This window comes from Phascolarctobacterium faecium (assembly GCF_003945365.1).
Taxonomy (GTDB): Bacteria; Bacillota; Negativicutes; order Acidaminococcales; family Acidaminococcaceae; genus Phascolarctobacterium; species Phascolarctobacterium faecium.
Genome location: NZ_AP019004.1, coordinates 1,850,499 through 1,874,330, shown reverse-complemented (window position 1 = coordinate 1,874,330; position 23,832 = coordinate 1,850,499). Strand labels below are relative to the sequence as shown.

Below are 23,832 nucleotides of genomic sequence, written 5' to 3'. Positions count from 1 at the left end.
ATGAATGTCTGTTTTTTTATGCCTGGATTTATAACGTTGTCTAAAAATATACTTACTATGAAACAGAGCGAGAACGGGCAGCAGGAAGTAAGACGCTCAAAGCGTTCCGTCTAAAATTTTCTGCGCTAACAGCTGACGTTCCGATTCGCAAATATCGACCTTACCTGTTTCGATCGCTTTTTTATAAAAATCGCATTTGTAATTTATTGTTGCAAGTATTTTCTGCATTTGTGCTATTTGTTCTTCTACGATAGCTTTGCGCTCTAAAAATAATTCATAACGCTGTGGTACCGTCGGCATACCTTCGATACACCATTCTATATATTGTTTTATTTCCTTCAAAGGCATACCGGTAGATTTTAAACATTCGATGATATTAAGAAAAATCAAATCGCGATGGGTAAAGATGCGCTGGCCGTTCGGTTTGCGCTGTACGAAGGGAAGCAGTCCTTCATTATCATAATAACGCAGGGTATGGATAGAAACATTCATTATTTTGGATAATTCGCCGATAGTATAATTCATGATTTACCTCCTTAAAAGAGCCGTGCTAAAGCAAACAAGCCAACAGAGTTTTATTTTACAAATAGTTCACAAACAACACCCTTGACCTCGAGCTAGCTCGAGGATTTATGCTGATTATAACAAATGAAAACAAAAAAGTAAATTGCTTTATCAGGTTTAGACAAAAATAAAAAGAGGTGAAGAAATGTTAAAAAGCAAAACTAAAAAAATCATGGCAGCGGCTGCCGGGATGCTGCTGCTGTGCAGTGTCGCCGCTGCGGAAACCGCCGGGCTGCAGACAGTTACGAAAGCCGGCAGTAATGCGACGGTGCAGGCGAACCCTAAAAATTTTACAGGCACAGCCTGGGCCACCAGTCTGTTCAGTGCCCACAGCCCTTCGAAAACTTACGCTGCAGTAGTAAGCTTTACCCCCGGAGCAAGAACTAACTGGCATATCCATTCTACAGGTCAGTCGCTGATCGTCACAGAAGGTTTTGGATATACGCAGGAATGGGGCAGGGAAATAGTTGCCCTGTACCCGGGCGATGTTGTCTGGTGTCCGCCGGGCGTCAAGCATTGGCACGGAGCTTCTTCCAATACATCGATGTCGCATATTGCGGTATCTGAAGTCAGTGACGAAGGCGTTACCTGGCTGGAAACGGTAACTGACAGGCAGTATCCTAAATAAAATGAGGTGAGGAAATGTTAAAAAAAAGTTTATTATTATTGACTTTGGCAGTGTGTATGGCAGGTTTTAACGGCAATAGTGAAGCAGCTGCTGCAAAAGCGCTGACTGCTAAGCAGGCCAGTATCGTTACTGTAGCTGCCTTTACCGCCCAGGGCGACCTGTCTAATCTAAAAACGGCGCTCAACGAGGCTCTGGACAATGGAATGACTGTCAATGAAGTGAAAGAGGTTTTAGTACAAATGTATGCCTATTGCGGTTTTCCGCGCAGTTTGAACGGCATCAATACTTTGATCGCTGTTTTAGATGAACGTAAGGCTGCCGGTATCGTCGATGAAATCGGCCGTGACGCAACACCGGTAGATCCTAAACGTGACCGCTATGCTATTGGTGAAAAAACTCAAACCGAATTGGTAGGCCGCCCCGTGGCAGGCAGAACCTATGATTTTGCTCCGGTGATCGGCGTCTTTCTGAAAGAACATCTATTTGGCGATATTTTTGAACGTGATATTTTGAACCGCCAGGAAAGAGAACTGGCAACAGTCGGCGCGCTGGCAGGCATCGGTAATGTCAATGCCCAGCTGACTTCGCATATGCGCGTCAGTATGAATACTGGCATAAGCGCAGAGCAGCTGCAGGAAACAGTAAGGCTGCTGGATAAAAAAGCGGGCCCTGCAACAGGCAGCAATGCACAGCGGGTTTTGGACAGTTTATTACTGCAAAAATAAAGAAAGAAGGAACAGGTTATTATGAAATTTACTAAAAAATTACTATTATCTGGTTTGGTGTTAGCGCTAGGCATTGGCTTCAGCGGGGCAGCTTCTGCAGAAGAAAGCAATAAATACGGTTTGGTCTATCAGGGCGCGATAACTAAAAACGTGGCCGGACAGGTAAATATTCATCCGGTAAAGTATAAGCTGCACGGCTTAAAAATTGCCGCTAATGTGTACACTCCGGCAGATTACAGCAGCGATAAAAAATATGCCGCGATAGTAGTAGCGCATCCCAATGGCGGGGTAAAAGAACAGGTAGCGGGGCTTTATGCTCAGCGTTTAGCCGAGCTCGGTTACGTTACGATCACTGCCGATGCTGCCTATCAGGGAGCAAGTGGCGGCACGCCCCGTAATATAGATAAACCCTATTTTCGGACAGAGGATATTCATGGTATGGCAGATTTTATCTCCGAATATGCCGGGGTAGATAAAGAGCGACTGGGAGTTTTAGGCATCTGCGGCGGAGGCGGTTATACTTTGAATGCAGCCAAATCAGACAAACGCTTTAAAGCAGTTGCGACCTTAAGTATGTTCAATTCCGGACAGGTAAGAAGGAACGGCTATATGAACAGCCAGCTGGATACAGTTCAGGAACGTCTGCAGCAGGCTTCTGACGCGCGGGCAGAAGAAATCGCCACTGGTAAAATTGCTTATTCAGGCACAGTTGATTTTGACGCGCTGACGGAAGAAAGCATCAATAAAATAACTAATGACCTTTATCGTGAAGGGATGATGTATTATGGCAAAACTCACAGACATCCCAATTCTACCTTTGCTTATACAACCAGCAGTTTAATGAAACTGATGTCGTGGGATGCGACCGATAATATCGAGCTGATTGACCAGCCGCTGCTGATGATGGCCGGCAGTAAAGCAGATTCGCTGTATATGTCGCAGGAAGCCTTCCAGAAAGCAACCGGCACCCAGGAGAAAGAACTGTTTTTAGTAGACGGAGCAACCCATATCCAAACTTATTATCAGCCGCAGTATGTAAATCAGTTTGTTGCCAAATTACAGGATTTTTACGGCGCACATCTGTAACCAGCAGCATTCAGCAGTAAAATAAATTGTATCAGCATGTTGAAGAAAGGAGTTTTTGTATATGCAGGACGTAATACTTTTAACTGGTGCCGGACAAATTGGCCTGGCGATCGCCAGAAGAATGGGTCATGGTAAAAAAATTGTAGTTAGTGATAAAAATATAAACAACGCCCAAACCGTAACTAAAATAATGGCTGAGGCCGGATTTGACGCTGTAGCGGTAGAAGCGGATATTTCCTCGCGCAAATCAATTTTAAATATGATAGCTGCAGCGCAGAAATATGGTGAGATCGCAATGCTTATCAATGCTGCCGGGGTTTCACCCAGTCAGGCCTCTGTCGAAACTATTTTAAAAGTGGATCTATACGGTACAGCAGTTTTGTTGGAAGAAGTAGGAAAAGTGATCAAAGCTGGTGGTACTGGTGTTACGATATCCAGCCAGTCTGGGCACAGAATGGCTGCCTTAGGTGCGGAAACAGACGAACAGCTTGCTGTTACACCGGCAGAAGAACTGCTGCAGCTGGAAGTATTAAAGCCGGCCAATATCAAAGACACACTGCATGCGTATCAAATGGCTAAACGCTGTAATGTAAAACGTGTAATGGCAGAAGCTATCAAATGGGGCGTAAAAGGTGCGCGTATAAACTCTATCTCGCCCGGCATTATCGTAACGCCGTTTGCGCTTGATGAATTTACCGGCCCCAGAGGAGAGTTTTATAAAAATATGTTTGCAAAATGCCCGGCAGGCCGCCCCGGAACGGCGGATGAAGTTGCCAACGTAGCCGAATTGCTGCTGAGCCAGCAGGGAGCATTTATCACCGGTGCAGATTTTTTGATTGATGGCGGCGCAACAGCAGCTTATTTCTATGGACCGTTAAAACCAGATAAGTGAGGTGAGAGAGGTGCTTAAAGCAAAAGCGGCTAAAGTTTTAGCGCTGATGGTATTGACGTTTGCCGCAGCAACATCAGTTCAGGCCTTTGAAAAACCAGTTTTAATAGCCGAGCAGGGCAGTTTTGCCGCCGGCGGCACGGTAGTAAGATCTGACGGAAGTTTTAATTACAGGGTTCCGAGCGATCAGTCCGGCCAGTCGCTGCACGGAGATCACGCATATGTTTTTTATCAAAAGCCGGCTAAAGCTCATAAATATCCGTTAGTTTTTCTGCATGGTGCCGGGCAATCGGCTAAAACCTGGGAAACTACCCCTGATGGCAGAGATGGGTTTCAAAATATTTTTTTAGGCAAAGGCTACAGCACCTATCTTATTGATCAGCCTCGCCGCGGTAGAGCGGGGCAGTCAACGGCGGCAGAAAATATCAGTGCCGCCACCTATGACCAGTTATGGTTCAGCAATTTCAGGTTGGGGAACTGGCCCGAGTTTTTTGAGGGAGTACAGTTTTCAAAAAATCAGGAAGCGTTAAATCAGTTTTTCAGACAAATGACTCCCAATACGGGTGCATTTGATGAAAATATTATCAGTGCTGCTGTAGCTGCAGTATTTGATAAATCTGGACCGGGAATTTTAGTTACCCATTCACAGGGGGGCGGTCCGGGCTGGCTGGCAGCTATAAAAAATCCTGAAATCCGTGCGGTCGTTGCCTATGAACCGGGCAGCGGGTTTATTTTTTCCGCAGGAGAGGTACCTGAACCGCTGGAAACCACAAGTCCTTTCGGAGCTTTAGCGGGAAGGGAAATAGCGTTAGAAGATTTTCAGAAGCTGACTAAAATACCAATAGTCATCTATTATGGTGATAACATTCCTGCTGTGCCTACAGCGGAATGGAACAAGGATAATTGGCGCGTGCGCTTACAGATGGCTCGCTTATTTGCAGATGCTGTCAACCGTCACGGCGGCGACGCTGCCGTGGTTCATTTACCGGAAATAGGAATAAAAGGCAACACGCATTTTCCGTTTTCGGATATGAATAATCAGGAAATAGCAGTGTTACTGGAAAAGTGGCTGCATGAAAAAAAACTGGATATTTAAAGTTAGCTAAAACACGCACAAATAAATTGTGCGTGTTTTATTTTTGCAGTGCCTGCTTTCAAAGCAGGCGTTTTTATTATGGTGATAAACTGTTGCAGGCTTGCACAGGCAGCCGCTGCACGTGAAATTTAGGCAATAGTTTTAGGCAGCTTTTAAAACATGCGGGTAATAATGCCATTATAAAAGCGCAGACGCCGACAGTTTTAAAGCCGCTGGCGTAATGCGCCTGGCAAGACTCGCAGACGTTTTACACAGGCTCAAAGTAAGTGTCTTGCGGGGGGGTACAAACGTGCTATAATGCATATAAATATTATTGAAACAAATATTTTTGATGCTGAACAAATAAAAACGCTCCTGTTTAAATGTTTTGACCCAAAGTGTGCAAGAGACATAGAAGGTGGAGGTGGAAGATGTACGATGAAAAATGCCTGCTGCGTATCGGCAGCAATATCAAGCTGCTGCGTAGTGTTCGTCAGCTTAATCAGCACCAGCTGGCCGAGCGGCTTGGTATCAGCCAGACGCATCTGAGCAATATTGAGCATAATAACGTGCTGGTGAGCTTAAAGCTGCTGGTACGCAGCGCCAATGTTTTAGGATGTTCGCTCGAAGAACTGCTGGATAGGGCTGCGGCGGTCGAGTGGGCTGGAGCACATTGTACAGATGGAGGTGAAGAGGCAGAAAACAAAGGCAAAAGTGAGTGTAAAAGCAGGTGCGGTACTGATGCTGAGGGGCAGGAGCAGTATTCGCTTGAGGAAGTGCGGTTGCTGCTGAAGCTGCTGCAGATACAGCGAAATATTTGCTCTTACAGATAACTGTTTAAGTAAAAATTGACCGGTAACAAGGGAAAGGGATGGAAACAGTGACAAGAAAAAGGTTAGGGAAAGCGGTGCTTTTGAGTTTATTGCTGATGAATGTCTGTAAAGAGGGCGGTGCTACAGAGTATAATTCTGCAATTACAGGCAATGAAACAGATTATGACAGTATTAAAGAGGTCGATATTGTCAGCGGCGAAGTGAAGTATACCTTTACAGGGGAGAACACAGTTGAGAATAAAGGGAGCAACTCTTTTCAACCAATCAAAGTGAGCGGCAAGACCGTGACGGTAGCTGTTGGTGACAAGCTGACGCTGACAGGCAAGGGTACTGGCGTGAGCCCTTTAAATACCGGTAATATTTTGGCGACTGGTTCGACCGGCAGCCTGACTTTTACCGGCGGGACGCTGGATGTGACAGATCTGACAGAATATCCAAAAAGTAACTATACAATTCATGCTAATAGCGGCGCCAGTATCGTGTTTGACAATGCAGTGACTAATATCGGCGAAGGTAATCTTACACAGTCAAGCATGGGTATAATGGTTACTGGTGCGGCAAGTAAAGTTATTTTTACTGAAAATGCCGACAGTTTGAAGATCAATTCGGCTACGGGGATCTATGTCAATGGCGGCAGTTTCAGTTTTGATAATACTGAGGGCAGTGTACTGATCGAAAATAATCCCGAGGATAGAAAGCGGGATACAGGTGGTCCGGGAATCGAGGTAGCTGGCGGCAGTCTGACGCTGAAAGGCAGGGAAACCGTCATCAAAACTACAGATGCTGATGGCACTGTTGGCGGCGCTGCTGTTTCGGTGACAGAGCGTGATAAAGATAATATATTGAATTTTGAGGCGGATAAGACTATTTTAACAGGCGGTGCTTTTGGCATTTATGTTGATGGCAGTCTTGTAAATCCAGCGGACACCATTAAGACGAATATCAATTTCAGCGGTGAGACCCAGATCACAGCCTATAATAATGATGGTTTAGATGATTATGTTGGTTGTGTTGCTGTATGTGCATATTTTCCTGATGCCAAAATAAATTTTGCCAAGCAGGCAGTTTTAACGGCGGAGACTAATAATAACACTAAAAATGTGGCGGCCGGAGCATGTATTCAAAACGGTTCATCCTTGACGGCGCAGCAGGGTTTGCAGGTCAACGTCAAAACCGCAGGTGACTATGGGTATGGACTTTTTGCTTCGGGCAGCGGCAGTCTGATTGATGTAACTGGTCTGACGGCTGTTGATGTAGTCAGCGGCAGCGGAGAAATCAGAGGCGTGCAGGGCTTTAGCGGCGCTGAAGTAAAGATGAACGGAGCTGTAAAGGTTGCTGGTAAAAGTGATGGCGGCGCAGTGACAGGACTTTGGAGCTGGAACGGCGGTAAGGTTGAGGTTGTGGAAGATGCGCAGATCAAAGCTGTTTCTGATACCGGGAACGTTATAGGTATCAACAGCAATAATAATGGCGGGATATCGTCCGATCGTGCTTTGACGCAGATCGGCGGTAATACCGTTATAGAAGTTGCCGGTGCTGGCAGCGCTGCAGGTATCAGCTGCTTCAGTAACGGCGATGTTGAGCTTAAGGGAGCAGCGGCTATAAAAGCGACCAGTACTAAAGGTACGTCTATGGGTATCAGTGCTAATACCGGCGGTAAGGTTACAGTAGATAAAGCTGTTACCGTACATGCGCAAAGCGGCAGCGGGTCGGCGTATGGGGTCTATAGTGCAGGTAGTGCGGAAATCGTTTTTAAAGAAACAGCGCAGATCGTTGCCGAGACTGGTGTAAGTAATGCCAAAGAAACTTATGCTGTCGGTCAAGGCGTAGGTGTTTATACTGCTGGCGGCAAAGTTGACTTTCAAAAAGGACTTATTTTGGATAATAAGGGGCAAAGCTATGCTTTGAGAGCATATAAGAGCGGCGCCAGTATTGCCGTCAACAGCGAAGGCAGCGGCAGTGTTTATCTGACCGGCAACATCCAAGCTCATACCAGTGGGCTGCTGGATCTAAATCTGCTGACTGACGACTCTTATTACGAAGGAGCGGCGGCCATTGTAAGTAACGGACAAATCAATATGAAGCTGCGTAACGGTGCTTTTTGGAAAGTGACAGGCAATAGTGATCTGACCAGGCTCGACTTCGGTGATAATGCTGTTATTGATATGGAGCAGGCAGCGGGTTACCAAAAATTACAAACCGGGACGCTGAATGGTGACAGAGGTACTTTTGTGCTGGGAGCCGATATTAGCACGGGGCAAAGCGATACCGTGTCTATCGGCAGCAGTGATGCAAAAGGCACGTATAATATACTGGTCAGCGAAGTCGGCAGAAGGCAGGGTGACGACTTGCATTTGCTGCTGGTAAATGATGCCAGTGGTGAGCATACTTTTATAGCGAGTGATATTTATAGAGGAGGGATCTATGTTTATAAAACAGAGATCTCCAATGAAAATGATGGCGGTATCAAGTGGTATCTTGAGAGTCTGCATAATGAAACGACAGAAGATGCCCGTAGCATCCTGCAAACGGCAGACAGCATGTATTCCAGCTGGGTGTTGAGCAGTGATATGCTGCAGGGCCGGCTGGACGAGCTGAAGGAAACACGGGCAGAACATGGCTTATGGGCTCGTATCAACAACGGCAAACTGCGCGGCGAAGCCTTTAAAAATAATTATCAGACTTATCAGATCGGTTATGACACTGCATTTAAAGACAGAGATGGCGGCAGTATGAATGAGTGGCTCGGTGGTGCTGCGTTTGAATATGCCAAAGGAAATATGAGCTATGGCAACGGCAGCGGCGAACAGCAGACAGCTGCTGTAATGCTGTATGGCAGTAAACACAGCCAGTCTGGCGACAGAGTAGATATCGTGCTCAAGCACGGTCAGATGAAAGGCGATATCGATACCTTTGGTATCGCCGCTGACAGACGCGATTATAAGTCCAGGGCCACGGCTTTGAGCTTGGAATATGGTAAACGATTACAGCGTGAGCAGGGCGTGTATTTAGAACCACAGGCGCAGCTTATGGTCAGTCATATCAATGGAGAGGCCGCTGTTACTGATTATGGAATCAGAGTTGAGTCAGAAGGCATTAACAGCGCCGTAGGTCGTATAGGCATGGAAGTGGGTCAAAAGTATCAGCGCAGCAGTGCTTATATTAAGGCTTCCCTGCTGCATGAATTTGGCGGCAGAGCAGACACAGTGCTGACGTTGGGAGATGAAACCTTGCGCGACTGCAGAGATTACAGCGGCAGCTGGTGGGAACTGAATTTAGGCGGCGAACTGGAGCTGGGCAAAAATAATGACCTTTATTTTGATGTGGCGCGTTCTTTCGGCGGTGCTTTTCAAAAACAGTGGCAGATCAATGCTGGCGTGAGATTTAGTTTTTAAATAAGTAAAAACACAGCTGGTTAGATTTTATCTTGATTTTTAAAATTATAATATTTTTTACTTCCTCGGCAGTGATCACGGCGTGTATCTGGCCTGCAGCCATAAATCGCTTTGGATCACAGGCTTAAGTCGTTTTATGGACCGGCAGGTTTATAAAACGACCTGGGGGAGTTTTTTATGCATTGGGGTAGGGGTGTTTTGAAACCGTGAAATATAATAAATTAAAACAATGATTTAAAAATATAACAGTATTTTACTGATAAAATTATAAAATATTTGTTTTAGTTATAGCGTTGTGTGCTTTTTTTTGTTAAAATAATATATAATTGCTGAAAATATTATTTTAAACGGATTTTAAAAGGAGCGCTTATCTTGATGGAAGAGCAGGGGCAGCCTGGGGAAATGAATACAGTAGCTGAATATAATGTTTTGTTCGACAGTGTGGGGATCAATGTCTGTAAGTTGCTTTTGGATGATGAGTTGACGATTTTATGGGGGAATGACAATTTTTATATAAGTTCTGGTTTTACCAAAGCAGAATATCAGAAGTTGTTTCCCAGTATCAAAGCATATTATGCAGGGCACGGGGAAGAGTTTCATAAAATCAAAAATGCATTTGCCGCTGCTTCAAAAAAAGCTGGACGCAGGGCCAAGGTCGATTGCCGCAGGCCGCTTAAAAATGGTGGCTGTGCCTGGATCAATATCGACGCTGTGATTACGGGCGAGGTAGTGGACGGCAGTGAGGTTGCTTTGGCAGTTTATTCTGATATCAGCGACCTGACACGGCTGAAAGCTGAACGCGACCAGCTGCTGGAAGAGAAGACCCGTTATTTTGAGTGGATGATGGACGAATACGTCGGGAATATTTACATTTCCGATCTGGAAACGTATGAACTGCTGTTTTTGAATAAAACGGCTGCCGCCACTTTACATACTACTAAGGCAGAGGTAACAGGTAAAAAATGCTATGAGGTCATTCAGGGACGGACCAGCCCTTGTCCGTTCTGCAATAACGCGCTGCTGACGGAGGACGATGTTTATGCGTGGGAGTTTGATAATCCCAATTTGAAAAAGACTTTTATGATCAGAAACAGAGTTATTAACTGGCAGGGGCGCAGGTCGCGGATCGAGCTGTCGCATGATATGCTGAGCGCCGAATATAAGCTGGCGAAGAAGGATCAGGAGCGGGAAGCGATCTTAAAAACTATTCCCGGCGGTCTGGTCAGGGTCGACGCCAGGGATTGCGAAACGGTGCTTTGGTATGGCGGCAAATTTTTGGAGATGCTGGGCTATACAGCCGGGCAGTTTATACATGAGCTTCATTCCAAATGTTCCTATGTGCATCCTGACGACAGGGAGCGGGCCGCTTCTTTGATGCGTTCTATTTCCAAAACGGGCGAATATACTGTGGCTGAGTTTAAGTTTGTGACCCGCAGCGGCGAGGTAAGGAATTTGACGGTTACGTTCTGTTATGTGAGCGGTGAGGACAGCTGGGATGGCATTCCGTCTATTTACAGCGTGGGCATCGATATCACTGAGGAGCGCAGGGAGCAGGAGCGGCAGCGCCGTGCTTTAGAGGATGCGTATCAGTCTCTGCATGTGGCAAATCTGGCTAAAAGCAATTTTTTGTCGTCGATGTCGCATGATATCAGGACGCCGATGAATGCGATCATTGGTATGACGGCGATTGCCAGGGCGAACCTGCATGAACCGGAGAAGGTGAACGGCTGTCTGGGGAAGATCAATGTTTCCAGTATGCATTTGCTGCGTTTGATCAACGAGGTGCTGGATATGTCGAAGATCGAAAGCGGCAAGGTAGATCTGGTGCTGGAGGATGTCAGCCTGCCGGACGTTGTGGATAATATCGTCAGTATCTGTCGGCCGATGATGGTGGAGAAACAGCAGGAGTTCAAGGTCAATATCTTTAATGTACGCAATGAGCATGTGATAACTGATGGAGACCGTCTGCAGCAGGTATTTATGAACCTGCTTTCCAATGCGATCAAATATACGCCTGAGGGCGGTAAGATCAGTCTGACGATCAATGAATTAAAATCGGAGCTGCCAACAAAGGGCAATTACGAATTTATTTTTACTGATAACGGGATCGGGGTGCCGGATGAGTATATGCAGCATATTTTTGAACCGTTTGCCCGCGCTAAAGATGAAAGTATCAGTAAGATACAGGGCACGGGACTTGGCCTGGCGATCACTCAGAACATCGTGCAGATGATGAACGGCACGATCGAGGTGCAGAGCCGCCCCGGCGCTGGCAGTATATTTACTGTGTCTGTACCATTGGAGCTGCAGCTGAAAGAGGAGCAGGAGCATGAGGAGCTGAACGGGCTGCCGGTATTGGTAGTGGACGACGAGCTGGCGGTGTGCGAAAGTGCGGCGATGCTGCTGCAGGAGCTTGGAATGCTCGGCAGCTGGGTATTGTCTGGTGCTGAAGCAGTAGAACGGGTAGTGGAAGCGCACGAACGGTGTGATGATTTTTATGCCGTTATTTTGGACTGGAAAATGCCGGATATGGATGGTTTGGAGACTGTCCGCGTTATTCGGAGACGTGTAGGGGCCAAGGTGCCGATCATCATTATTTCAGCATATGATTATTCCAATATCGAAAAAGAATTTATTGATGCAGGGGCCGATGCTTTTATCAGCAAGCCGTTATTTAAGTCTAAGATGCTGCATGTCCTGCAGCTGTTTTGTGATACCTGTAAAGATACTTGTGACGGCGAGGCTGTTCCGGAGCTGCATAAGGAACTGGCAGGGAAAAGGGTGCTGCTGGTTGAGGATAACGAGCTGAACCGTGAGATTGCTGTCGAGCTGCTGGAAATGCAGGGGCTGCAGGTTGAGTCGGCTGAGAATGGCAAGTCGGCAGTGGAGCTGTTTGTGAGATCGGCACCGGGGTATTATGATGTGGTGCTGATGGATATTCAGATGCCGGTCATGGACGGCTACGAGGCTACAGCTGCGATTCGTGCTCTGCCACGTCAGGATGCGGTCAGGATACCTATTCTGGCGTTGACGGCAAACGCATTTGTTACTGATGTCGGCAAGGCGAAAAATGCCGGTATGAACGACCATATCACGAAACCGATCAATTTGGAGGTCTTGTTTGCTACCCTGTATAAATGGCTGGTATAGCGGTGATCAGCAGCCAGGGAGGACCGTTGTAAAGGTTATGGCAGTGAGAAATAAAAAGACCGTTCAGGTTTAACCTGAACGGTCTTTTATTTATTCTGGATCAGTCGTTTAAAAGCTGCGCTTTCAAGCGATGGTATTCGCGCGGGAAGTAAGGTGTGAGCTGTGCTTCGCGGTGGTCGTAGCCATAAGCGCGCCGGGTGATGCTGACAATGGGAGGCGCCTGGATACGTTTGGCAACTGCCAGTGTGTGCATCAGTTTCCACCAGTGTTCCAGATCGGCGATAAAACTGCGTGCGTCCGGGAAGGCTTCGCTGATGATGTCTGCTTCACAGCCAAGATGTTCCGCCAGTGTCCCTTCGCTGTACCAGAGCAGGATCTCGGCAGGCGATGTTTTGCGCCACTGTTCGAGAAAGCTGCGGAACAGTTTATCGTGATAGGGATAGACCAGCGGGTCGCCGCCGGTGCCTACTGTCTGTTCGGAGGAAAGTTCGGCGCTGGGACGGATCGTGAAGATCGCTTCCGGCAGTACCTGACGCTGAAATACTTTGTCGTTCAGGTAGCGTCCCAGTTCGTAAACATGGTGCTTCCACAGGTCGCCGATAGGTGCCAGCGCGCCGCAGATGTCGCCGTAAAAGGTGGCGTAGCCGACGGTGAGCTCGGTTTTATTGGAGTTGCAGGAGAAGGCGCCGCCAAAGGCAGCAGCCAGGCCTGCTACGACGCGGGAGCCGCGGTCGCGTGATTGAATATTTTCGTAAATCAGCGGCGAGATTGTAAGTTGAAAATCTCGGTGCTGATGATAACTGTGGATAGGTGTCTGTGTAAGCTGTTCGCTGGTATGCAGGCAGCTTTCGGTGATAGGGATAACGGTATAGTTGGCCCCCAGTGACTGAGCTGTCTGTTCGGCGATCGTCTGTGTCATGGGCGAGTTGTAGCGGCTGGGCATATTGACCAGCAGAACGTTGTCAGGACCCAGGATGTCGACAAACAGGGCAGCGGTGACGGCGCTGTCGATGCCGCCGGAAAGTCCGATGGTCATTTTGCCGATGCCTGCCTGTTCAAGGAAACGCTGGCAGCCGTAGCGGAGGCTATGATAAACCTCATCGATCTCACTGCGGGGATCAGAGGTGATGCCGCTGGTGTCGATAGCTTTGGCTTTGCTGTCCCAGCCGGCGCAGAGCGTTGCTTCTGCATACATGGGCGCATCGGTGAGCAGCCAGCCGTCAGAGCCGTAAACACAGCTGCAGCCGTCAAAGGTGAAGATGTTTTTGCCGTTGTTCTGGATACCTACATTATTGCAGTAGATGAGCGGGATGCCGGCTTTTTGCGCGGCGCTGCCGAAAAGCCGGTGCCGTTTGCTGTTTTTGTTGATGCTGAAGGGGGAGCAGGAGATGTTGCATAAAAGTTCGGCGCCATGCTGCGCCAGCAGCTGAGGCACATCTAAAAAGTAGTTTTCGGTCCAGCCGTCTTCGCACAGCATCAGGCCCAGTTTGACGGTTTCGCCGTGGGCGGTGACAGTGAGCGGCTGGTGCAGCCCGGCAACCTGTTTGTCCAGTTCCAGAGCCAGCTGCCGTAAGCCGTAAAAATGACGGTTGTCATCAAATTCGCGGTAGTTGGGCAGGGCATTTTTTACGATAAAATCATAGGGCAGGGTGCCGTTAGTCAGCAGCTTGCCGTGCTGCGCGGCAAAGGCGGCGTTGTATTTGCGGGCGCGTCCGTCTTCATTGCGTTTGCTGTTATCGACGGCGATATTGCCGAAGATTACGCACAGCTCGCCGCAGTTTTCCGTAGCGGCGATGATCTTGTCGCCGTAAGCGGCGCAGTCTTCGATGAAGGCTGTTTGCTCCCACAGGTCGCCTAAAAAGTAGCCCGGTACTGCCAGCTCTGGCAGCAGCAGGATGTCGATGCCGTTTTGGCAGGCCATATCCATATGGTGCAGGATCTTTTTAGTGTTGAGGTCCGGTCGCCCGGCAATGATTTCTATTTGCCCGCAGGCTATTTTAAGTGCCACAGTACACCTCTTTTAAAGTTTGCTGAAAGCTTTTTGTATTTGCGTTTAAAAACCTATGATGTTATTATAGCAGAAGGAAGGCGGTTATGCCACTTCCAGAGGAGGCAGGAAGTTATGAAACAGAAAAAAACCAATGCGGCGCGCAGGCTTGATGAACTGAAGATCGCGTACCGCCTGATGGAATATACTGTGGACGAGGAGCATCTGGACGCTGTGCATGTAGCGGCCGAGGTTGGAATGCCAGCAGCCCAGGTTTTTAAAACGCTGGTAGTGCGCGGTGATAAAACAGGAGTTATTTTTGCCTGTATACCGGGTGACGGCGAGCTGGACCTGAAGGCTTTGGCTAAAGCCAGCGGTAATAAGCGGGCCGAGCTGGTGCCTTTAAAAGAGGTACTGCCGCTGACTGGTTATATTCGCGGCGGCTGTTCGCCATTGGGGGCTAAAAAGAATTATCCTGTATATATGGATGCCAGCAGCAACAGCTGGGACGAGATAGCTGTCAGCGCCGGTGTGCGCGGTATGCAGATCGTAGCGGCTCCGGCTGATTTACAGCAGGCAACACGGGCTGTTGTGGCGTCTTTGACTTTCTAAATACATAGAAAATACTTGTTTGGAAAATACAAATGTGGTATGATTTCTCCGTAGTGAATTAATGAAAGTGAGGTTCCTGCAATGTTATTTGTAAGTACCCGCGGCAAAACTGACCTGGTATGCTCGGCGCATGCTATTACCCGTGGTCTGGCTGACGACGGCGGTCTGTTCGTACCGCAGAAATTCCCGGAACTTTCGCTGGGCGAGATTGTGTCCATGCGCAGTATGACTTATAAAGAACGGGCTGTGGCGATTTTATCGCTGTTTTTGACCGATTATACTAAAGAAGAATTATTTGAATGTGCCGATGCTGCTTATTCGCAGACTAAATTCGGCGCTGAACCTGTGCCTTTGCGTAAGGTGAATGAAAGTACGGATGTGCTGGAGTTATGGCATGGCCCGACTTCGGCCTTTAAGGATATGGCGCTGCAGATCCTGCCGCATCTTTTGACGAAAGCGATAGCCAAGACAGGCGAGAGCAATAAAGTGGTTATTTTGGTGGCTACTTCAGGCGATACCGGCAAGGCGGCATTGGAAGGCTTTGCTAATGTAAAGGATACCGAGATCATCGTTTTCTATCCTGAAGACGGCGTAAGCGCGATCCAGAAACGCCAGATGCTGACGCAGGCCGGTGATAACGTACGCGTTATCGGCATCCAGGGCAATTTTGACGATGCTCAGCGCGGCGTCAAAGAGCTTTTCGGCGATACTGCGCTGGAAGAGGAGCTGCAGAGAAAGGGCTATGTGTTCAGCTCGGCCAATTCGATCAACTGGGGGCGTCTGGTACCGCAGATCGTGTATTATTTCAGCGCTTACAGCGATGCTGTGGCCAATGGCCGTATCAAAGCGGGTGAAAAGATCAATTTTGCGGTGCCGACCGGCAATTTCGGTGATATCCTGGCCGGCTATTATGCCAAGCTTATGGGGCTGCCGGTGGCAAAGTTTATCTGCGCTTCCAACAGCAATAATGTTCTGAGCGATTTTATCAATACCGGTATTTATGACAGACGCCGCGAGTTTTATAAAACTGTTTCGCCGTCGATGGATATTCTGGTTTCAAGCAATTTGGAGCGTTTGTTGTACAGCATTACTGAAGACGATGCCGCAAAGGTGTCGGAATGGATGCAGCAGCTGACGGCCAATGGAACTTATAATGTCGGAGAAAAGGTCAACAACAGGATTCTGGAAGAATTCTTTGGAGCCTGGGTCGATGAGCTGGAAACGAAGGAAACCATCGGGCGCGTTTTCAATGATAATGAATATTTGATGGACCCGCATACTGCGGTAGCCTGGCGGGCCTGCGAAAAGTATCGCCTGGTATCCAGCGATGATACATATTGTATCGTGCTTTCTACGGCCAGTCCGTATAAATTCAGTGATGTGGTGCTGGAAGCTGCAGGCAGTGAGGAGGACGCTAAACTGGAGCCGTTTGACGGTTTGCGTAAGCTGCATGCTTTGAGCGGCTTGCCTATACCGGAGCCAATGCTGGCGATGGAGAAAATGCCGATCCTGCATCAGGAAGTGATCGAATCTGCCGATATGAAAAAAGCGGTGGAGACGGCACTGAAACTGTGATGTACACAGCTTTGATAACAGAATTAAGCGCTTACTGCTTCGGCAGTAGGCGTTTTTTATTTAGTAAAGTTTGATATAAAATGTATGATTATTACTTTTTTTATTTAATATTGAAGGAAAAAGCAGGGATTTTGAGGTAAATTCTCGAATAATTACTGTTATAAAAATTTGTAGAGGTTAGGAGCTGAAGAAAATGCCATATTTGTTTTTTACTTTATTTATCAGTGTTATTGTGGCTGTGTTTGCAGTGCAGAATGCTGTTAGCGTGTCGCTTAATTTTGCTGTATGGACGATGCAGATGAATTTAGTGATCGTTATTCTGGGTTCGGCCCTGCTGGGTGCTTTGGCAACCTTGTTTTTTACCCTGATGATGAAGGCGAAGCATTATCTGCAAGATAAAAAGACCCGCGAAGAGATGGCGGCCCTGCAAAAGGACAATGCCAAGCTGCGTGAGGAAGTTGCGATGCTGATGCATACGCAGAAATTACATAAAGAAGCTGCTGCTAAGGCTGAACCGGCAGTAACGGCGGCAGACGAATGAGGAAACGAAAGATTTGGCAGTTGCAGAAGTGTGACAGAGAATATGCTGCAGGCATAGCTGCCGATCTGGGGGTTTCGCCTGTGGTGGTCAGCGTGTTGCTGAACCGGGGCGTCAGGGAAAAAGAAGAGATCAGAGAATTTTTGTTCGGCAGCGAGCAGCCGTTTCATGAGCCTTTGCTGATGAAGGATATGCAGAAGGCCGCCGAGCGTATTTTAGAGGCTGTAAAAAACGGTGAACAGATCACTGTTTATGGTGATTATGACGTTGACGGTATCAGCGCCAGTTCATTGCTGTATTTGTATTTGCAGGGGCTTGGCGCCAAGGTCAACACGTATATCCCCAAAAGAAAAAATGAAGGCTACGGACTGAACAACGAAGCGCTGGCGGCTTTGGCCGAAGCAGGTACGACGCTTTTGGTGACAGTTGACTGCGGTATCAGCGGCGTAGACGAGGTGGCTGCTGCCCCGGCAGGGCTGGAGATCATCATTACCGATCATCACACGCCGCCGGATGTTTTGCCGGCGGCTTACGCGATCGTTAATCCGCATCAGCGCGACTGCAGATATCCGTTTAAGTATCTTTCCGGCGTGGGCGTGGCTTTTAAGCTGTGTCAGGCGCTGCATCAGATGCAGCATTTGACGGAGCCCTTATGGTCGGAACTGACCGAGCTTGTGGCTTTGGGCACGGTAGCCGATATCGTGCCGCTGCGCGGCGAAAACCGCGCGCTGGTGAAGCTGGGGCTGGCGGCGATGGAAAATACCGGGATCGTAGGCTTACAGAAGCTTATTGAACATAGTGGCTGTCCGCAGCAGAATATTTCGGCTGAGAACATCGGCTTTATTCTGGCGCCGCGGCTGAACGCTGTAGGCCGTTTGGAGCACGCTCAGTCGGCAGTAGAGCTTTTGGTTACTGACGATGCTGCTAAAGCAGATATGGTTGCCGAACAGCTGAATGCGGAAAATGCTTTGCGTCAGGAGATCAGCCGCAAGATATTTATTGAGGCTGAAGCGATGCTGGCACAGCAGGAGCGGATCGAAACGGCGATCGTGCTGGCTAAAGAGGGCTGGCATGCCGGCGTGATCGGTATCGTGGCTTCAAGGCTGGTGGATAAATATCATTTGCCGACGATTTTGATCAGTATTGACGGCGAGGCGGCTAAAGGCAGCTGCCGCAGTATCCCGGCCCTGGATCTGTACAGTGCTTTGAACGAGTGCAGCGAATTGCTGCTGCAGTTTGGCGGTCATCATCAGGCGGCTGGTCTGACGCTGCGCGCGGCCAGGGTAGAGTCTTTTAAAAAGCGTTTTCTGGGTGTGGTCAGGGGGCGGTTGGAACCTGCTGATTATCAGCCGCGCCTGAAGATAGAGTGTCTGCTGGATAAAAACGAGGAGGTTTCGCTGCAGCTGGTCAGGGAACTGGCGATGCTGGAACCGCTGGGCTGTGATAACCAGCCGCCGTTGTTTGCCTTTAAGGATGCGGTGGTGCATTATCCCAAGGCTTTCGGACGTGATAATAACCATCTGCGTTTTTATACCGATTACGGCAAGTACAATTATCACAGTATTATGTGGAACGGTGCGGCTGATTTGGCCTGCCTTTATAATAACGCGGTTGTCGATCTGGCGTTTATGCCGAAGCTGAACGTCTGGAAGGATAAGGAAAGCGTGAATCTGCAGGTGGTTGATTTTGACCAGGCGCTGCAGGTTTATGATTATCGTAACTGCAATGTCAGCAAGGAAACCGTACTGAAAAATATTTTACAAACAAGCAAAAAAACAGTAATATATGTAAATAACACCGACTTTGCGCCGGGATCTGTAAGTATGATGCCGGACGTGCAGGTGCTTGCTTATGGCGAGCAGGCCGAGGCGACGGCAGAGAATATTATTTTTTATGATTTCCCGCAGCGGGAGATATTTATAAACGGCGCTTTGCCTGTGCCTGATAGAAGCGGTAAACGGCTGCTGCTTTTATATACCAGGGCTGAGGCTGATAAATTGTGCGCAGAGCTGGAAAAGCTTTATCCGGGACGAAGCCGGCTGGTACACGCTTATAAGGAGCTGGCCTGTACGCTGCGTCAGCAGGCCGTTATCGACAGGGCTGATTTGCTCCGGTCGGCCACCGATATTTCGGAGGAGGCCTTGAAGGTGTTTGAGGAGCTGGATTTTATCCGTGATGAGCATGGTAAGATCAGTTTTGGTAGTTTGCAGAAAAATGATTTGCAGAATTCGCCGACGTTCAGGGGATTGCAGGAAGAGGGACGGGCGGCTTTTGCAAGCTGTCAGAGAAATATACAGATCAGTCCGGAGGAGATCATTGGGCTGTGGCAGGGAAACAGATTCAATAAATAAGGAAGTGCTAAGATGCCTGAAACAGGAAATGTTGTTTGTGTGGAGGATTTTTTTGCGACGATCGAAAGCTATTTGAATAAGGAACAGGTGGAGTTTGTACGTAAGGCTTATGACGTGGCTGCTGAGGCTCATGCCAGCCAGCGCCGCAAGTCGGGCGAGCCTTATATCATTCATCCGCTTGGGGTAGCTACGATCTTATCGCAGCTCCAGCTGGACGAACTGACCTTGGCGGCAGCTTTTTTGCATGATGTGGTGGAAGATACTGATATCAGCCTGGATTCCCTGAAAGAGAGCTTCGGGCAGAAGGTAGCCGATCTGGTGGACGGCGTTACGAAGTTAGGCAAGATCGAGTATATTTCCAAGGAAGAGCAGCAGATCGAAAACTACCGTAAGATGTTTCTGGCGATGGCCAAGGATATCCGCGTAGTTATGATAAAACTGGCCGACAGGCTGCATAATATGCGGACGATGAAATTTATGCCGGTGCATAAGCAGCAGTCTATTTCGCGCGAAACGATGGAGATCTATGCGCCTTTGGCTCACCGTTTGGGTATTTATACCATTAAGTGGGAGCTGGAGGATCTGGCGTTCCGTTATATGGAGCCGGAGATCTATTATGATCTGGTCGAGCAGGTCAAGGTCAAACGCCGCGAGCGTGAGGCAATGGTCCATTCTGCTATGGGTGAGATCAAAGAGCATCTTGATTCGATGAATATTACGTGCGAGATCCAGGGGCGGCCCAAGAATTTTTACAGTATCCATAAAAAGATGCTGCGCGACCATAAGGAACTGAGTGAGATTTATGATCTGCTGGCGATCCGTGTGCTGGTAGACAGCGTTAAGGACTGCTACGGCACTCTGGGCGTTGTGCACAGCATGTGGCGTCCTATACCTGGGCGCTTTAAGGATTATGTTGCTGTACCGAAGTCGAATATGTACCAGTCGCTGCATACTACGGTGCTGTATGGCAACGGGCAGCCGCTGGAGATCCAGATCAGGACTTTTGAGATGCACCGCATTTCTGAATATGGTATCGCGGCCCATTGGCGTTATAAGGAAAGCGGCGGCAGCAAGCCTGCTCCGTCTGCCGGCGGTGATAAAACTTTTGATGCCAAGCTGTCATGGCTGCGTCAGCTGCTGGAATGGCATCAGGATATGAGCGATTCACGTGATTTCGTGAACACGGTAAAGATGGATGTTTTTGCCGATGAGGTGTTTGTATTTACGCCGCGCGGCGACGTTATTGATTTGCCGGTAGGTGCTGTGCCGATCGATTTTGCGTACCGTATCCATACGGATGTCGGCAACCGCTGCGTCGGCGCTAAGGTAAACGGACGTATCGTACCGCTTGATTATAAGCTCAGCAACGGCGATATCGTCGAGGTCATTACCTCGAAGCAGGCAGCAGGCCCCAGCCGTGACTGGCTGAATATCGTCGGTTCTTCTGACAGCCGCAACAAGATCAAATCCTGGTTCAAGAAGGAGCGGCGTGAGGAGAATATCATCAAAGGCCGCGAAATGCTGGAAAAGGAATGCAAACGTCTGGGTTATGACACCAAGATTTTGCTGAAAAGTGATAAACTGAAGGATGTCAGCGCTCAGCTGCGTTTAGAGAACGAAGAAAATTTGATGGCGACTATCGGTTATGGCGGGATCACGCTCAACAGTGTGATGTCTAAGCTGGTAGAGCTGTATAAGAAAGAGCAGAAGCTGACGACAACGAAAGACCTGTCGCAGCTGCTGGCCGAGTTGAAGCCGCGCCGTTCTAAGGCTAAGTCCAGTCATGGCATTTTAGTCAAGGGCGAAGAGGGCATTATGGTCAAACTGGCGCGCTGCTGTAATCCGATTCCGGGCGATCCGGTTATCGGGTATATCACTCGCGGCAGCGGTATTTCGGTGCATCGCAGGGACTGCCCCAATGTAATGAGCAATAATCCTGAGGAGCAGAACCGTTTGATAGAGGTAGCCTGGGATATTGCGACAGATTCTCTGTATAAGGTCAATATCATTATCTCTGCCGGCGACAGGCCCGGTATGATGGCTGATATTATGATGGTGATGAGCGAATCGAAGCTGAATATCAATGCGCTGAATTGCCGTATCGATAAGCATAAGATGGCGAATATCAGTATGGGTATTGATATCAGTAATCTGGAACAGCTGGATAATATTATGAATAAAATAAAACGCATGAAAGGCGTTTACAGTGTGGAAAGAATGATTTCCAACGGACAGGGAGGCTGACGTGAGAGCAGTTGTACAGCGTGTAGACAGCGCTGCTGTCGAGGTAGAAGGCGCCATGGTTGGCAGTGTTGGCAAGGGCCTTTTAGTACTGCTGGGGGTCGAGAAGGAAGATACAGACAGGGATTTGGAGTATTTGCTTGATAAGGTAGCTGGTCTGCGCATTTTTGAGGACGAACAGGAAAAAATGAACCTGTCGGTAGCAGATGTGGGCGGCGGGCTTCTGGTAGTTTCGCAGTTTACTTTGTACGGCGATTGCCGCAAGGGTAAACGGCCGTCATTTGATAAGGCGGCGGGTGCTGAAATGGCCAATGCTTATTATGAAAAATTTGTGGCCGGTGCACGGGCGAAGGGGCTTAGCGTCGGCACCGGGAAGTTTCAGGCGCATATGCTTGTGAGCCTTGTAAATAATGGCCCGGTAACGATTTTATTAGACAGTAAAAAGAATTTTTAGGAGGTTCGACATGAAGGTTTTAAAAATGGAAGTTGGTATGCTTGGTACTAACTGCTATATAGCGGTCAACGAAGCTACCGGTCACGGTGTTGTTGTTGATCCGGGCGGAGACGGCGACAGGATCGTTGCCGCGATCCAAAAAGAAGGTATCACTATTGATGCGATTTTTGTCACACATGGTCACAGCGACCATATCATGGGTCTGGACGAGGTGCGTAAGGCTACCGGAGCCAGAGTTTATATCAGTGAGGAAGATGCGGAGATGCTGACGAAGGCGACCAGCAATCTTTCGGCATATATGGGTATGGACGCAGCTTTTGCGCCTGCTGATAAAATTTTTAAGGATGGGGAAACTGTTACCGAAGCCGGACTTGATTTTAAAGTGCTGGCAACTCCAGGTCATACCCGCGGCGGCGTTTGCCTTGTCTGCGGTGATGTGGTGTTCTGCGGTGATACGGTGTTTGCCGAGTCTATCGGCCGTACTGATCTGCCGGGTGGCTCTTACAAACAGATTTTGAATTCTATCAAAGATAAAATCCTGGTTTTGCCTGACGAAACAAAGCTTTTGCCGGGACATGGACCTGCAACTACAGTGGGATGGGAGAGGCGCAGAAATCCGTTTCTGCAATAAGTAAGCAAAAAAATGATCAAAAGTATCAAGCTGCTGAGAAACAGTACAACTTTTAAATTGGCAGTAGCGGCGGGCGTATCCTTTATTTTATACGAGCTCGCTACGTTTCTGTTCCCTATTCTTTTAGCGATAGGTCTGGCGTTTGCCCTGTACCCGGTGTCGAATATGTTTTCCAAGATCACCGTGGGACAGGGTACTATCCATTTGTCGCGTGTGGTGGCGATCATCCTGGCCTTTATGGCTTTTGGCATGTTTATGTTTTTTGCCGTTACTTTTATTTTGCTGCCTTTGTTCGGGCAGATCAATGATCTGGTGGCGAAGCTGCCTGATTATACGACAAAAGTCGAGTCTACTAATATGGACTGGTTACTGAAGGATCCGTCACAGTATCCACGGCTGCCATACAATTTTGAAACTTTGATCGACGATGCGATGACCTGGGTTATGGGTTTTATGGGAGGTATTCTCCGGAATTTGTTTAAATCGACGATGGACATTATTGCCAATCTGGTTGGTTTGATCGTCGTTCCGTTTTTAGCTTTTTACTTTTTGAAGGACTGGCGTGAGCTGCGTCTGATGATGATCAATTTGTTTACTTATGATACGCAGCCGAAGGTGGCGCATATTTTGGATGAGATCGGCAGAACGCTGAGCGCATATATCCAAGGGCTTGGTAAACTGAGCCTGATCGCGGGTGCGTGTATTACTGTGGGCGTGGCGATACTGGGTATCCAGTTCCCGCTGGTTTTTGGTTTCCTGGCGGTCATGGCCGAGACTGTGCCGGTGGTTGGTCCCTTGATGGGTGCTGTGCCGGCGGTATTTATCGCGTATTCGCAAAATACTTCTTCGGCTTTTTCGGTAGCGCTGTTTTATCTGGTCTTTTATCAGATCGACGGCAATATCCTGATGCCCCGGATCATGGGCAGTAAAATCGACCTGCATCCCGTAGTTTTGATTTTGAGCCTGCTGATCGGTGCCAAGCTGTACGGTATTTTGGGTATGCTCTTTGCCGTGCCGGTGGCTGCTGTATACCGGGTCTTGTATAAAGAATTATGGCATAGTTCTGACGAACCTCGGCCAACAGAAACTGAGCAGTAA

At 48.3% G+C, this 23,832-nt stretch carries 18 protein-coding genes; 16 read left to right on the top strand and 2 right to left on the bottom strand.

Annotated elements, in window-relative coordinates; genetic code table 11:
- Window positions 1-96: 96 nt before the first annotated feature.
- On the bottom strand, window positions 97-525 hold the full coding sequence (locus tag PFJ30894_RS09045; RefSeq protein WP_197714931.1) for a MerR family transcriptional regulator: 429 nt from the start codon (window positions 523-525) through the stop codon (window positions 97-99).
- A 184-nt stretch (window positions 526-709) separates the two neighbouring features.
- Between PFJ30894_RS09045 and PFJ30894_RS09040 the strand changes: the two genes are divergently transcribed.
- The 8 genes from PFJ30894_RS09040 to PFJ30894_RS09005 all read left to right on the top strand — a co-directional run bounded on the left by PFJ30894_RS09040 (window position 710) and on the right by PFJ30894_RS09005 (window position 12,345).
- Complete coding sequence (locus PFJ30894_RS09040; RefSeq protein ID WP_197714930.1) at window positions 710-1,192, top strand: (R)-mandelonitrile lyase; 483 nt, start codon at window positions 710-712, stop codon at window positions 1,190-1,192.
- Between the two features lie 14 nt (window positions 1,193-1,206).
- Entirely contained in the window at window positions 1,207-1,917 is a 711-nt protein-coding gene (locus PFJ30894_RS09035) for a carboxymuconolactone decarboxylase family protein (RefSeq protein WP_125669631.1), read from the top strand.
- A gap of 21 nt (window positions 1,918-1,938) precedes the next feature.
- Entirely contained in the window at window positions 1,939-3,003 is a 1,065-nt protein-coding gene (locus PFJ30894_RS09030; RefSeq protein WP_125669630.1) for an alpha/beta hydrolase, read from the top strand.
- A gap of 61 nt (window positions 3,004-3,064) precedes the next feature.
- Window positions 3,065-3,895, top strand: coding sequence for an SDR family oxidoreductase (locus tag PFJ30894_RS09025; RefSeq protein WP_125669629.1), 831 nt, complete (start codon window positions 3,065-3,067; stop codon window positions 3,893-3,895).
- 1 nt (window position 3,896) lies between these two features.
- Window positions 3,897-4,988 carry an alpha/beta hydrolase gene (locus tag PFJ30894_RS09020; protein ID WP_370841031.1) on the top strand — a complete coding sequence of 364 codons (1,092 nt, stop codon included), beginning with the start codon at window positions 3,897-3,899 and terminating at the stop codon, window positions 4,986-4,988.
- Between the two features lie 410 nt (window positions 4,989-5,398).
- The gene (locus PFJ30894_RS09015) at window positions 5,399-5,800 is read left to right on the top strand and encodes a helix-turn-helix domain-containing protein (RefSeq protein WP_125669628.1); all 402 of its coding nucleotides are present in this window, start codon (window positions 5,399-5,401) and stop codon (window positions 5,798-5,800) included.
- Between the two features lie 47 nt (window positions 5,801-5,847).
- Window positions 5,848-9,195, top strand: a complete 3,348-nt coding sequence (locus PFJ30894_RS09010; RefSeq protein WP_167457056.1) for an autotransporter outer membrane beta-barrel domain-containing protein — start codon at window positions 5,848-5,850, stop codon at window positions 9,193-9,195.
- A gap of 375 nt (window positions 9,196-9,570) precedes the next feature.
- On the top strand, window positions 9,571-12,345 hold the full coding sequence (locus tag PFJ30894_RS09005; protein ID WP_125669961.1) for a hybrid sensor histidine kinase/response regulator: 2,775 nt from the start codon (window positions 9,571-9,573) through the stop codon (window positions 12,343-12,345).
- A gap of 100 nt (window positions 12,346-12,445) precedes the next feature.
- On the opposite strand, the gene nadE is transcribed toward PFJ30894_RS09005, so the two are convergent.
- Window positions 12,446-14,353, bottom strand: a complete 1,908-nt coding sequence (gene nadE / locus PFJ30894_RS09000; protein ID WP_125669626.1) for an NAD(+) synthase — start codon at window positions 14,351-14,353, stop codon at window positions 12,446-12,448.
- Between the two features lie 114 nt (window positions 14,354-14,467).
- Here nadE and ybaK point away from each other — a divergent pair, with 114 nt between their 5' ends.
- The 8 genes from ybaK to PFJ30894_RS08960 all read left to right on the top strand — a co-directional run bounded on the left by ybaK (window position 14,468) and on the right by PFJ30894_RS08960 (window position 23,832).
- Window positions 14,468-14,944 (top strand): Cys-tRNA(Pro) deacylase, encoded by a 477-nt coding sequence (gene ybaK, locus PFJ30894_RS08995; protein WP_021717167.1) that lies wholly within the window; start codon window positions 14,468-14,470, stop codon window positions 14,942-14,944.
- A gap of 81 nt (window positions 14,945-15,025) precedes the next feature.
- The gene (thrC, locus tag PFJ30894_RS08990) at window positions 15,026-16,519 is read left to right on the top strand and encodes a threonine synthase (RefSeq protein WP_113077706.1); all 1,494 of its coding nucleotides are present in this window, start codon (window positions 15,026-15,028) and stop codon (window positions 16,517-16,519) included.
- Window positions 16,520-16,712: 193 nt separating this feature from the next.
- Window positions 16,713-17,060 (top strand): LapA family protein, encoded by a 348-nt coding sequence (locus tag PFJ30894_RS08985; protein ID WP_125669625.1) that lies wholly within the window; start codon window positions 16,713-16,715, stop codon window positions 17,058-17,060.
- Window positions 17,057-19,408: a single-stranded-DNA-specific exonuclease RecJ gene (gene recJ, locus PFJ30894_RS08980; RefSeq protein ID WP_125669624.1), complete on the top strand. Its 2,352-nt coding sequence runs from the start codon at window positions 17,057-17,059 to the stop codon at window positions 19,406-19,408. The genes PFJ30894_RS08985 and recJ overlap by 4 nt, the downstream gene beginning before the upstream one ends.
- Window positions 19,409-19,420: 12 nt before the next feature.
- On the top strand, window positions 19,421-21,652 hold the full coding sequence (locus tag PFJ30894_RS08975) for a RelA/SpoT family protein (RefSeq protein ID WP_021717163.1): 2,232 nt from the start codon (window positions 19,421-19,423) through the stop codon (window positions 21,650-21,652).
- A gap of 1 nt (window position 21,653) precedes the next feature.
- The gene (dtd, locus tag PFJ30894_RS08970) at window positions 21,654-22,103 is read left to right on the top strand and encodes a D-aminoacyl-tRNA deacylase (RefSeq protein WP_021717162.1); all 450 of its coding nucleotides are present in this window, start codon (window positions 21,654-21,656) and stop codon (window positions 22,101-22,103) included.
- 10 nt (window positions 22,104-22,113) lie between these two features.
- Window positions 22,114-22,734, top strand: coding sequence for an MBL fold metallo-hydrolase (locus PFJ30894_RS08965; protein ID WP_021717161.1), 621 nt, complete (start codon window positions 22,114-22,116; stop codon window positions 22,732-22,734).
- Between the two features lie 12 nt (window positions 22,735-22,746).
- Entirely contained in the window at window positions 22,747-23,832 is a 1,086-nt protein-coding gene (locus PFJ30894_RS08960) for an AI-2E family transporter (RefSeq protein WP_021717160.1), read from the top strand.